We start from the raw sequence: 10,749 nt of genomic DNA, 5'->3' as shown, positions 1-10,749 counted from the left end.
ATATATTTATTACTACAATAACGAACGAATTAAAGCAAAATTAGCTGGTTTAAGTCCAGTACAATACCGAACTCAAACCAGCCAATCAGCTGCATAATAAAAACTCTAACTTTTGGGGGTCACCACCTATTTCCGGGGCTAATGTGGTGATTGTTCGTTTTTTATTCCCTTTGTTTTAGTTTTGTCCCCTATGTACTACAAATAAATATCTAGAAAACACTTACCTTTCTATCGATTTCTCTTCTCTCAAAGTAGTCAACCTGTTTATTCTTATATACAAAATGGTGTTCATAAATGTCTTCTTCTCTCAACATTATAGGAAGATAATAATGCAGATTGGCAACACCAGTATTTTCGGAATGAAAAATCCAGTCTAGCTTTTTCCAATCAAGGATACCTTCAACAGTTTTAATTGGTGTCTCCAACTCATATGCATCCGGAAGTTCACCAATAAAAGCATACATTCCATTATAGTCGCCACTAGTAGATACCCACGTGACTTTACCTTTATATTGCATGGAATGAAGGCTAATCCCCGTCTCCTCAAATACTTCCCTTGTAATACTCTCTAATGGTGTTTCACCTTTCTCTATTTTTCCACCGACCCCATTCCAACTACCCATCCAGGAAGGAGATTCTCGGTTTAATAACAGTATTTCGTCTGCTCGTTTAATAAAACCAATGGTGTATGTAAGCATGCTAATCCCCTTTTTCTATATAAAGATTTTTCCCCATAATAACGTAATCATCATCATTATTATTTGGTAGAAAATGATCTTGAATGACTTCCCAACCTAATGATACATATAGTGCACGTGCTGCATTATTTTCGTTTTGTGTTGTGAGGATTGCTGTTTTATTAGGTGCATCATCTACTAGTTGAGTTGCAAGTTTTGCACCTAGTTTATTCCTTCTGTATGAAGGATGCACAGCAAGCTCAACGAATTCAAAACAATCTCCTAACCAGTTAGTTTGATCTTTTGGGGAAAGAGCCTTTCGAAGTAGTTCATGATAATATTGGCCTTTTATCGATGAGTAACCATATGCAAAGCCAATGATATCTTGATCATGAACGGCAATAATTCCACGGAAGTTTGGATACGTTTCATGTCTTTTTATTCTGCTTACGAAATCTTCTGGACTAGCATTCCATATAGTCTCATACAAATTTGCTACTGCCTTTAGCTCTTGTTCATTAGTCCTTATTTTTCTAATGTTCAACGGTATCTACTCCCAACTCCTTAAGTCTTATTAATCCTAAATGGGCACATGATTCGATATAACCTATTATTTGCTGGAAAGTAAACACATTTAGTTCTGCATCTAGATGTTCCTTAGGATAATTCATATCTTCTAAAACGTATGGAACAAACGCTTCTACATCCGCTTTCTTCACCTCATCTAGATCTGGGATGTTATTAAAATCCAGGTTATTAAGTAGGCCATGATCAAGTTGATAGTAGTTAAGTAATTTCGCATTTAATACTCGAAAATCCCCATGGTACCTTTGGTAAAGCGTTTCATCCGCATTCATCCGATTTTTCAACCATCCAAAATAAAACCCATGAATCCATAAATGGTCTGCAATTAAATGAGTATAGTAGCCTAATAGATAATCTGTTTTCTCAGGATATTTCTTAAAGAATTTTTCAAATTCAATTTTTGTTGAAAAGTCTTTGTCACTTCCCTTATAAAAGTGAGAACGCACCTTTGGATGTACTGCATCAGGTGCAATGCCACCAAGGAGGAAGGTCTGTTTGTCTTGAATTTTTGTTTTTCCAGCAATTTGATTGGCAATAATCAGATGCATAATTCGAGATCCCATGTAGAAAGCTCCTTTAATCTAACATTCTATTTACTTCGTATACTGTAAAAACTTTTCTAAAATACTATTAAATATTTCCGGTTGCTGCCACTGTGGTAAGTGACCAGCAAATGGAATAACTGCTACATGAATATTTTTATTTTGCTTCGGATAAATCATCGCTCCAATTACTTCAGCCGGATTCTCCTCCCCAACTAAAAATAAAGTAGGCATAGATAATGAGGATAAGTCTTTCGTTTCCTCAAAAGGATACCAATTATTTTGTTGGGAGAATTTTAATAAGCCGACCCAATCCCCTTGATGTATTGTATTTAAATAATCTACTGTTTCCTTTTCTTCTATGACTTTATTTTGCACGGCAGTTTGCTCAGCTAGAAGTTGGTCCCAGTTCTCTGGTTGCTCGGGGAATATACCTGTTATTACTAAACTTTTTACCTTATTTGGGAATCTTTTAGCAAAGACTAATCCAACTAATGATCCAAGGGAACTACCAACGATATGCGCTTTCTCAATTTCTAAATAATTTAGAGTTTCGCTTAAATCAACTGCAGACTTTTCAAAGTAATCGTCAAAGTCATTCGTTACGGATTTACCATGCCCTCGTAAATCTACTTGAATGACTTGATATACTTTACTAAATGCTTCCCTTTGCTCCTGAAAATCTGTATCTCCTGTCTGTAACCCTTGATGTAATAATATGATTGGTTCACCAGTTCCAGTTGAAATACTATGTAAGATCATCCTTATCTCTCCTTTTTTGAATAAGTTATCCAAACTGTTTCTTTTGGAAATTGGAATTTATGTAATACTTCCATTGCATAAGGATCTGTTGTATCGAACTCACCTTCCAAATACTGATAATTGTTTTGCTTGGCGTAATTAATTTGCAAGGATACTAACGTATGTAGAGATTGAATATATGACTTACTTCGTGATCCTATCCACCCTAGTTCTACTTTGTTTTCTTCTTCTGATTTATGAAGGAATGAGTAGGATAGCACTTCATCATTATCATTAAGATAAATGAAACTTCCATCGAGAAGTAAATCCTCTGCAAAAATTAGTTCTTCCCATGTTTCTAAGTCAAATTCTGCTACTGGATTTACAAGATGGGTTTCTTCGTATACGTTCTTTACAAGTCGTGTCAGTTCGTTCACTAACAAATGGTTATGTCGAATTTCCCTAACAGTTTTAATATCATGGGTTTTAAAAGGTAACAATTCTACGTTTGATAATTTAATAGTTGGTAAATACGTTTCACGGATAATTTCAAAATTATTTTTCTGATAGTAATTGGATAAATCTTTTCCCCCATCTACTCCAGTTAAAAGAGGGTAATCTTTTTCCGTTAGACTATCTTCTAGTGCATCTAGTAATTGTATGAATGAATCATGATTTTCTGACTGAATAACGATTCTGAAATACGTACAATGGGGATGAAAACTACTTTTCCAAGCAACGATCCATCCTACTATTTCATCTTCCATATAGGACAAAAATGACGATACATAGTTTGGATTTTTAGGAATCTCTATTAAATCTATTTCTGAATTTGTAGATATAATTAATTGTTTAAGTTTTTGTTCATCTTTTTGGGTGTAAGTTTTTATCATGTTTACTCCTTCTGATTTTGGACTACCTTGTAGGTCCTGATACAATATGCCAATGTAAATGTTTCGACTCTTGATAACGACCTAAATTAGTTATTACTCGACATGCACCATACTTCTCTTCCACATCAGCTGCAACACGCTGTATGACTTCCATTAGTTCAAACAAAATTCCCTTATCGCTTTCCTCCATATTCGTAAGAGATGGAATATGTTTCTTCGGAATCGCCACAATATGAACTTCGTAAAATGGCCGTGTATGATAATAAGCTAGTACATTTTCTGTCTCATGGACGATATCAACTTTCGTTTTCCCACTTAGGACCTCATCACAATAAAAATCATTAGTCATTAATATCCCTCCAAAAAGTGACAATTTTATAAACATTATAACATTTACTATGATATGATAAAGTCAAAATTGCATCGTTTTAAGGGGGATTTTCATGGATGTATGGGAGTATCTAGTAGAAAATTGGACGTTATCCGTTCAATCTTCTAGTCGGGGGGAATTTGAAGCAGAGTTAAATGAATACGGAAAAGATGGTTGGGAATTAGTATCCATCGTTCCTCAATCAAATCCAAATGACTTTTCCTCAAATAGAAATCAGTTAGTTTTTAAGAGGAGAGTTGTTCCAGAATAGATTGAAAGAAAACAATAAAAGGAGCAACGGTAACATTTATGCTCCTTTTATATTGATAAACTATTTCTTTCTATTTTAAATCCATCATTAGAATTATTAACCACAATATCAAAGTTTTCATGATAATGATGCATGAAAAGCTCGTATTGTATTCTTCGTTGTTTGTGGGAATCGTTTAGGAAGGAAATGTTTGCCCCGCGCTCTTCCACATCACGAACAGTACGCCTTGAAAATTCTGTATCTCCATCCGTGTACAAGAATATTTTTAAATCAAAAAGGCTTGGATCCACAAAAGCTACGGACATTCCTTCAATGATAATTACGTTTCTGCTTGCCGATATCAATTCACTTTCCCTGTAGTGTGTGCCAATCGTATACATATCTAATCCATCTCGTAGCATTGTTATATCTCTTGCCAATGCTAATGTATGATGTGCACCTGGGTGACAGGCAGTCATTTTATAAAGGTACGATTCACCCTCATATTCATATTCAATTTTAGAATACTTTCTTATCGTTGTATCAATGTATGGGTCTGTGTTCATATAGGTTACATCTTGTTCTAATAATTCCATCAGCTTGGTCGCAAATGTTGTTTTACCTGAAGCCCCATGACCAGATATGCCAATAATTAATTTTTCGTTATGTTTCCTAATGTATTTTACTAGTTGTTGTAATAATTCTTCCAACCGTCCATCTTCCTCTCAAAGGGGGACTGTCCCCCTATAAAGTTGCTAAATATAGTGCTAATTCTCTAATTCTCTCATCCGTTTCATCCATTATTTGATCTGCATGTTCATCTCGCTGGTAGAAAGTTTCTCCTTGAATAATATGATCCGATAAATTTAACAAACCAATTGCTTTTCTATTAAAATACTTGGAAATCGCAAATGTAGTCGCTGTTTCCATATCTACTCCGAGATGTCCATCTTCTGACCAATTTCGTACAATGTCAGTTGTTTCCATATACATAGCACTAGTCGACATAACAGAGCCAGTAACATAGGAATAGCCTCTTTGCTCACAGAAATCGATTGCAGCTTCTACTAAACGTTGATCCGCATGGACGAATGTATCCTGTGGTAAATACCACTGGGAAACCCCATCCTCCATATAAGCACCTGTCACAATTAGAATATCACCATAGTTTACTTCATGTGATAATCCACCAAAATAGCCTGTCTGTATAAACTTTTCAGTACCAAGAATACCAAATCTGTGAGCAATTACTGATGCTTGTGGACCCCCAAATACATTGGAAAAACCGATTCTTTTATTTTTGAAGTTTCCTATCACAGTGTTCCATACTGGCAACCACTGATTTTCAGTTAACAAATTTCTCCAGTCTGTTAAATTTTCTTGATGTTCCCATTCTCCATGGAGAATCATTGTATTTGGTATATTTTTTTCTTCTATTTTCAGTGCTTCTAGCCAGTCTTCCCTTGTAAAGTCACCATATAACTTCATGGTTATGCACCTCTTCGCTTTATAATTTTTGTAAACTGAAAAATAGCAATTCCCAAACTGAACATACTTAGAATCCAACTTACGCCAGCCATTCCGATAAGAAAGGAATGCTCCTCAGATGCCATCGGCTGTGGTGGATTAGTTGTGATTGCCTGATAACCATAATAAAAAGTGACCGTTAATAGAATAAAATGTATGATTACCCAAATAAAAGCAGGAGTGACTTTTCGATTCCAAAGAAATAAGGTAAACAAGGTTAAGCCAGTTATTATCGTTACAAATCCTGCGATAAGAAATCCTGGAATAGCTTCTTCTAATGGCATATTATACCTCCTTTAGTCGGCTCATTAAATAAGATTTAACCATGTAATAAGCACTAACCGTAAATAATTGATTAATTTTCCCTGTAGCAATAAGATTCTCCATCTGATCAATGTCGATGATGTGAATATCTATAATCTCTGTTGGATCCAACGCTTGTGTATATTCCTGAAATGCATCGAGGATAAGGTATGAAATTACTTTATTCGTTTGTGTTGCTGGATTGACAAAGAACTCTCCTAACTTTATCGGCCTTTGCTCTGATGTGAATCCTGTTTCTTCTTCCACCTCGCGAAGTATTGCTTCTTCATAAGTCTCGCCCTTCTCTACTTTCCCTGCAGGTATTTCAAGAAAACAATCTCCAGCTGCATGACGATATTGCTGCACTAAGACAATTTTTCGTTCTTTTGTTAATACAACTGCATTCACCCAATCGTCATACTCATTCACATAATAATTGTTAATCTTATGTCCATCCGGTAGTTCTACACAATCTTTGCGATGATTACCAAATGGCGATTTGTACATATATTCTGATGATAATGTCTTCCATTTCTGCATCCATACCACCCCTTATGTCGCTAATATTCTATTAATTCGACAACCTTTACTAGTTTTCCTTTATTTTTTTCCGACTTTGCCCACACCCCTACTTCCTATGACACATAAAATAATACAGGGCTGAAGGGAGGTTAGAAACCAATGAAGAAGTATGAACTGATCACCCTGATTAGTTTAATTATTGTAGTCACAATCCCTATAATCCTCCTCTCTATACTGAATTCATCTAAACCAGGAGATGCAGTAAATGATACCAATTCAGAAGAGCAACAGAATGATGATCAGAATACAAACGATAATGCTAACAAGGATAAAGATAAGGATAATGGTAATGGGAACAAGGATAATGGAAATGATGGAGACAAGAATAACGGAAACAAGGATAACGAGGATGAAGGAAGTAAGAATAATGAGGGATCAGAGAACAATGATGATGCTAATAAAGAGGACAAAAGTGATGAGATTCATTGGGGTGTTGATTCTGCAACCTACACAGATGAGGATTTCCTCGGTTGTGTAGTAGACAATTACGGTCAGCCTGCTATTTGGGGACGGTACCTTGGTGATAAAGAAGATGTGTCTTTCGGACTTGATAAAGAAGAGGTAGAATTGCTTCACGACAATGATATTAAAATTCTCGTAATCTACAATCATGTAGAAGATGCCCGCGGATATGATAACGGAGTTGCCCACGCTGAAGAAGCAATTGCTATGGCGAGTGATTTAGGTATCCCTGAAGGTGTAGCAATTTTCGTTGACATTGAGCCTGACTATCCAGTAGATGCTGAATTTATGGAAGGATGGTATGATGCAATGTCCGATTCTGATTACGAGCCTGGTGTCTATGGTGTCTTCAGTGAAGAGAATGATATTTTTGCAGCATATGAATCTATGAAAAATGAAGCCCAAGAAAACACTATCGTTTGGACTGCCTTTCCACAAGCGGAAATAACTACGAAAGAAGACGCACCAGAATTTGATCCAACCGGACCAGAAAAATCAAAACTTTACGGTTGGCAATATGCCATTGACGGGGAAACCTGTAATATAGATACGAATTTATTTAACGGGAATATGATGGAATTCTTATGGTAATGAGAAGAAGAGCAGACTTTGGGGTCTGCTCTTTTTGGGTTGGGCTTTTTTTGGCTGTATGGGTGGTAGAATTTGGTGTGGACTGCCTATTATGAAGGTGGATTTGCCTGTTTTGCGCTAAAAAATGGTTGGTTGACATAATCTTTAGCTAGAATTGAGGAAACTTTAGCAACTTTGTAGTTAACTTTAGCAAGTTTAAGAGAATCTTTAGCAACTTTCCACTAATCTTTAGCATCTCACCAAAACATCAAAAAAAGTAGGGGCATACGCACCTACTTTTTTTAGACTAATCTGCATTAAAATCAAAATCTAGCAAATATTTTCTTGCGCTCGTTACCCCGCTTTGTTTAAACCCACTCTTTTTCATCAGGTGTTTAGCAACATGAATAGAATCTACCTTTAAAAATTCTCTAATTTCTCGGTTCCCAATCTCCTTACTAACCAATAATGCATAATCCTTCAACGCTGTTATGTGTGCATCTTTTGAAGTAAACCCACAATCGAGGCATTTCCAAGCTCCATATATCCGAATCATGATAGCCGCGTTACATTTTTCACAAAATACACCTTTGATCAATTGCTCTTTTGTAATCTCATATTTTTCGAGTATGTTTACACTCTTTGGAGTATGGGCAACCAATAAACGTTTAATAATCCGGTTTAATTGTCTGGTTGTTAAGCTAGCTTCTTCATATTTACTTTCAAGCCTTGCTAATTTAGAAAATAATCTATCTTCATGAATGACAATATTAGAGAGAGATTTTTCATTGGTGAGATTTCTAAGGATTGTACCGCTATTACTAAAGACGACAAAACGCTCTATCGGAAATAAGGGCAAGCGCATCTCCTTCAGCCACTTTTTCAGCCGATATTCCTGTTTTCCAACTTGTTCAATCGGATTACGGAAACCTTCCTCTTCCTCACCAATACTGCGGATCATTTGCCCCATATTATCAAAGGTTACTGTTCCATATATATTTTTCACTTCAGATAATACAGCATAGTGACAGTTAATAATCATATTATCAATCTGGAAATAGCCATATGAATCAGGGATTCGTAAATTATGAAGGATTTTGATAGATGGATTATCAATTAATGAAAGGGTGAAGGATAAGGTCCTTTCGCCATTGTAGCCTGCTCGGAGGATTCGAGCATCATTTTGTACAGTATCTTTCATCTTGTGGTTTGGAGGTAACCTTTTGTTAAGTGCTTCTGTTTGGAGGAGTATTAGCTGGGGTTTTAATGGTTTTACAATCAAAATATCATCCACCTTTCTATTCTTACATGTTAATATACTAGATTTGTTGGGAAAATCCTTCTTTTTTGGAGAAAATTTTGAGTACATTTTATGAGTTGACATAATCTTTAGCTAGTTCATGTAAAACTTTAGCCACTTTGCTGTCATCTTTAGCCAGTTAAGGTGAAACTTTAGCCACATTACGCAAAACTTTAGCTTCTAACCAAAACCACCTAAAATAAGCAACAAAAAACCAGCCTCACGACAAGACTGGTTTATTCCATCACTTTATTCCGCTGCAAAGATGGTGGACAAGCAAAATTATATGCTTTAATCTTTTCATTTATTTCTTGCACCAATTCTTTTCTAGCTTCACCGGCCAGACTAGGTAACTTTTCCTTCATTGCATCAATTTCATTTGCAAGTTCGATCCAATCTGGTAGGACATGATTATCTTTCAATGTTTTGTACAATTGGGCTTCGGAAGGATTGACATAGCTTGGGCCGAGGTCGAGTGGTTTCCCTTTTCCTGCAAGCTGATCAAAGTCTCCTGCTTTTTCCGAGCGCTTGACTATCTCGGTTAGATGATCCCTGTACACTACTGGAGCATCGTCTTCATATCTTCTTCGTCTCCATTCTGGCTTTAACAAAGATAATACATTAGCATCATGTGACTGGTCACGTTGGAATAAGTATCCCCGCAAAATTCCTTCTTGTGTAAAACCTATCTTCTCTAATAATCGGTTTGAAGCTTCATTAGCAGGAAAAGTAATCGCACCAATTCGGTGGACACCAAGGTCGACAAAGCCATATTCTAGAACATTATTAAGTGCTTCGCTCAAATAGCCTTTTCTCCAATGTGAAGGATGAATCTCAAATCCTACTTCTGCTCTCTTCATAGTCGGAATATAGTTATGAAAACCAATTGTTCCTATTAATTCATTTGTTTTCTTAAGTTTAATTCCCCATCGAATGCCACGGCCACTTTGAAATAGCATTTGAAAATGACCTATTAATTCCGCTGCCTCGTCCATGGATTCCATCGGTTCTCTACCATAATACTTCATCACTTCATGCCGAGACATCGTATCAAAAATCGCATCCCGGTGTTCTTCATTAATCTCTATCAGCTGAAGTCTAGTAGTAAATCGTACTGGAAATAATTTCACAGTCATCGCCTCTCCTATCCATAAGATCACTGCTTCACTAAACGATAGTTTTCAGGTAGCTTTACTAATAAATTCATCCAATTCTAGTTCTGGAATGATCAATATCTACTATATTCGCGATATTTCAAGAAAATCCTGCATCACTTTACGAATTCCAATAATCAGGGTCAGACATACGTAACTCTTCGCCCATCTCATCTAAATCAAAAGGAGTAATCAAATAAATAGGATAATCTTTTGATGCACGTTTTGCCTCTTCATAGAAAAACTTATTGCTTCCTGGGTATTCTTCATCAAGTAATAATAAACAGCCGTCACTTTTTTCAACTAGCCACTTATTCTTTGCTCTAAACTGATATGGTCCTTTATACTCCCCTTTGTAAAGTGGTTGGTAAAAGTCTGCAACCATCTTTAATTCCTCATACTTAAACTTTAAATCTTCTGGCCAGCGTTCATCCTGATTTTCGAATGGGGGTATGATAGCAATTTGAATGTCATATTCTTCTTTTAAATCTAAGGCTACTTCTGCTGCCCAAAGTTCGACCCCCATTTGTCCTGAAATAAGAATCCATTCTAATCCTTCTTCTATAAATCCTATTAATTTCTTTTGTAACGCCGCTTTGATAATTGCTATTTTCGGGTCATTCTCTTTAAATATATTAATTTCACGAGGTTTATATCCTGTTATCGTTAAAACTTTCATATGTAACACTTCCTTAATTGATTCTTTCAATCTAGATAAAACTACTACACTAATCTTACCATGAAGAATACAATATCCTAAAAAAAGAAAAAGAGCTAGCTATTACGCCAGCTC

The 10,749-nt window shown here is 36.0% G+C and carries 16 protein-coding genes and 1 pseudogene; 3 read left to right on the top strand and 14 right to left on the bottom strand.

The features are described 5' to 3' along the window. On the top strand, nucleotides 1-97 hold a 97-nt coding region (locus tag IEV35_RS12715; protein ID WP_188385031.1), incomplete at its 5' end, for an IS3 family transposase. A gap of 112 nt (nucleotides 98-209) precedes the next feature. On the opposite strand, the gene IEV35_RS12710 is transcribed toward IEV35_RS12715, so the two are convergent. From IEV35_RS12710 to IEV35_RS12685, 6 genes are read right to left on the bottom strand one after another with little or no spacing between them, the layout of a single operon-like run. Beyond that, nucleotides 210-698, bottom strand: coding sequence for an NUDIX hydrolase (locus tag IEV35_RS12710; protein ID WP_188385030.1), 489 nt, complete (start codon nucleotides 696-698; stop codon nucleotides 210-212). Between the two features lies 1 nt (nucleotide 699). Further along, nucleotides 700-1,221: a GNAT family N-acetyltransferase gene (locus IEV35_RS12705; RefSeq protein WP_188385029.1), complete on the bottom strand. Its 522-nt coding sequence runs from the start codon at nucleotides 1,219-1,221 to the stop codon at nucleotides 700-702. Continuing rightward, nucleotides 1,211-1,825 carry a zinc dependent phospholipase C family protein gene (locus tag IEV35_RS12700; RefSeq protein ID WP_188385028.1) on the bottom strand — a complete coding sequence of 205 codons (615 nt, stop codon included), beginning with the start codon at nucleotides 1,823-1,825 and terminating at the stop codon, nucleotides 1,211-1,213. Before IEV35_RS12700 ends, IEV35_RS12705 begins: the two co-directional genes overlap by 11 nt. A 30-nt stretch (nucleotides 1,826-1,855) precedes the next feature. Further along, complete coding sequence (locus tag IEV35_RS12695) at nucleotides 1,856-2,566, bottom strand: alpha/beta fold hydrolase (protein WP_188385027.1); 711 nt, start codon at nucleotides 2,564-2,566, stop codon at nucleotides 1,856-1,858. A 2-nt stretch (nucleotides 2,567-2,568) separates the two neighbouring features. After that, a complete protein-coding gene (locus tag IEV35_RS12690) occupies nucleotides 2,569-3,438 on the bottom strand; it encodes a GNAT family N-acetyltransferase (RefSeq protein ID WP_188385026.1) in 870 nt (289 codons plus the stop codon). A gap of 22 nt (nucleotides 3,439-3,460) precedes the next feature. Continuing rightward, nucleotides 3,461-3,787, bottom strand: a complete 327-nt coding sequence (locus IEV35_RS12685) for an HIT domain-containing protein (protein WP_188385025.1) — start codon at nucleotides 3,785-3,787, stop codon at nucleotides 3,461-3,463. 94 nt (nucleotides 3,788-3,881) lie between these two features. Between IEV35_RS12685 and IEV35_RS12680 the strand changes: the two genes are divergently transcribed. Then, the gene (locus IEV35_RS12680; protein ID WP_188385024.1) at nucleotides 3,882-4,079 is read left to right on the top strand and encodes a DUF4177 domain-containing protein; all 198 of its coding nucleotides are present in this window, start codon (nucleotides 3,882-3,884) and stop codon (nucleotides 4,077-4,079) included. 47 nt (nucleotides 4,080-4,126) lie between these two features. On the opposite strand, the gene IEV35_RS12675 is transcribed toward IEV35_RS12680, so the two are convergent. From IEV35_RS12675 to IEV35_RS12660, 4 genes are read right to left on the bottom strand one after another with little or no spacing between them, the layout of a single operon-like run. Beyond that, the gene (locus IEV35_RS12675; protein ID WP_188385023.1) at nucleotides 4,127-4,768 is read right to left on the bottom strand and encodes a uridine kinase family protein; all 642 of its coding nucleotides are present in this window, start codon (nucleotides 4,766-4,768) and stop codon (nucleotides 4,127-4,129) included. Nucleotides 4,769-4,802: 34 nt separating this feature from the next. Continuing rightward, nucleotides 4,803-5,546: a nucleoside phosphorylase gene (locus IEV35_RS12670; RefSeq protein ID WP_188385022.1), complete on the bottom strand. Its 744-nt coding sequence runs from the start codon at nucleotides 5,544-5,546 to the stop codon at nucleotides 4,803-4,805. Between the two features lie 2 nt (nucleotides 5,547-5,548). Beyond that, nucleotides 5,549-5,869, bottom strand: a complete 321-nt coding sequence (locus IEV35_RS12665) for a hypothetical protein (protein WP_188385021.1) — start codon at nucleotides 5,867-5,869, stop codon at nucleotides 5,549-5,551. 1 nt (nucleotide 5,870) lies between these two features. After that, nucleotides 5,871-6,428: an NUDIX hydrolase gene (locus IEV35_RS12660; RefSeq protein ID WP_188385020.1), complete on the bottom strand. Its 558-nt coding sequence runs from the start codon at nucleotides 6,426-6,428 to the stop codon at nucleotides 5,871-5,873. A gap of 141 nt (nucleotides 6,429-6,569) precedes the next feature. Between IEV35_RS12660 and IEV35_RS12655 the strand changes: the two genes are divergently transcribed. Then, on the top strand, nucleotides 6,570-7,523 hold the full coding sequence (locus tag IEV35_RS12655; protein ID WP_188385019.1) for a glycoside hydrolase domain-containing protein: 954 nt from the start codon (nucleotides 6,570-6,572) through the stop codon (nucleotides 7,521-7,523). A gap of 286 nt (nucleotides 7,524-7,809) precedes the next feature. On the opposite strand, the gene IEV35_RS12650 is transcribed toward IEV35_RS12655, so the two are convergent. From IEV35_RS12650 to IEV35_RS12640, 4 genes and pseudogenes are all read right to left on the bottom strand, one after another. After that, complete coding sequence (locus tag IEV35_RS12650) at nucleotides 7,810-8,784, bottom strand: nuclease-related domain-containing protein (RefSeq protein WP_188385018.1); 975 nt, start codon at nucleotides 8,782-8,784, stop codon at nucleotides 7,810-7,812. 254 nt (nucleotides 8,785-9,038) lie between these two features. Then, complete coding sequence (locus IEV35_RS20205) at nucleotides 9,039-9,362, bottom strand: DnaJ family domain-containing protein (RefSeq protein ID WP_229740751.1); 324 nt, start codon at nucleotides 9,360-9,362, stop codon at nucleotides 9,039-9,041. A 39-nt stretch (nucleotides 9,363-9,401) separates the two neighbouring features. Continuing rightward, a pseudogene (locus IEV35_RS20200) lies at nucleotides 9,402-9,938 on the bottom strand (GNAT family N-acetyltransferase); the annotation flags it as partial. 139 nt (nucleotides 9,939-10,077) lie between these two features. Further along, a complete protein-coding gene (locus IEV35_RS12640; protein WP_188385016.1) occupies nucleotides 10,078-10,635 on the bottom strand; it encodes an SLOG family protein in 558 nt (185 codons plus the stop codon). Nucleotides 10,636-10,749: the final 114 nt, after the last annotated feature.

Source organism: Ornithinibacillus halotolerans, assembly GCF_014637405.1.
Lineage (GTDB): Bacteria > Bacillota > Bacilli > Bacillales > Amphibacillaceae > Ornithinibacillus > Ornithinibacillus halotolerans.
The sequence above is the reverse complement of the archived record's forward strand: the minus strand, read 5'-3'. Positions and strand labels throughout refer to the sequence as shown.

Coding starts and splice junctions, on each gene's coding strand:
- IEV35_RS12640 (WP_188385016.1), bottom strand. CDS start 10,635: ATGAAAGTTTTAACGATAACAGGATATAAACCTCGTGAAATTAATATA.
- IEV35_RS12695 (WP_188385027.1), bottom strand. CDS start 2,566: ATGATCTTACATAGTATTTCAACTGGAACTGGTGAACCAATCATATTA.
- IEV35_RS12690 (WP_188385026.1), bottom strand. CDS start 3,438: ATGATAAAAACTTACACCCAAAAAGATGAACAAAAACTTAAACAATTA.
- IEV35_RS12660 (WP_188385020.1), bottom strand. CDS start 6,428: ATGCAGAAATGGAAGACATTATCATCAGAATATATGTACAAATCGCCA.
- IEV35_RS12670 (WP_188385022.1), bottom strand. CDS start 5,546: ATGAAGTTATATGGTGACTTTACAAGGGAAGACTGGCTAGAAGCACTG.
- IEV35_RS12710 (WP_188385030.1), bottom strand. CDS start 698: ATGCTTACATACACCATTGGTTTTATTAAACGAGCAGACGAAATACTG.
- IEV35_RS12680 (WP_188385024.1), top strand. CDS start 3,882: ATGGATGTATGGGAGTATCTAGTAGAAAATTGGACGTTATCCGTTCAA.
- IEV35_RS12700 (WP_188385028.1), bottom strand. CDS start 1,825: ATGGGATCTCGAATTATGCATCTGATTATTGCCAATCAAATTGCTGGA.
- IEV35_RS12665 (WP_188385021.1), bottom strand. CDS start 5,869: ATGCCATTAGAAGAAGCTATTCCAGGATTTCTTATCGCAGGATTTGTA.
- IEV35_RS12655 (WP_188385019.1), top strand. CDS start 6,570: ATGAAGAAGTATGAACTGATCACCCTGATTAGTTTAATTATTGTAGTC.
- IEV35_RS12685 (WP_188385025.1), bottom strand. CDS start 3,787: ATGACTAATGATTTTTATTGTGATGAGGTCCTAAGTGGGAAAACGAAA.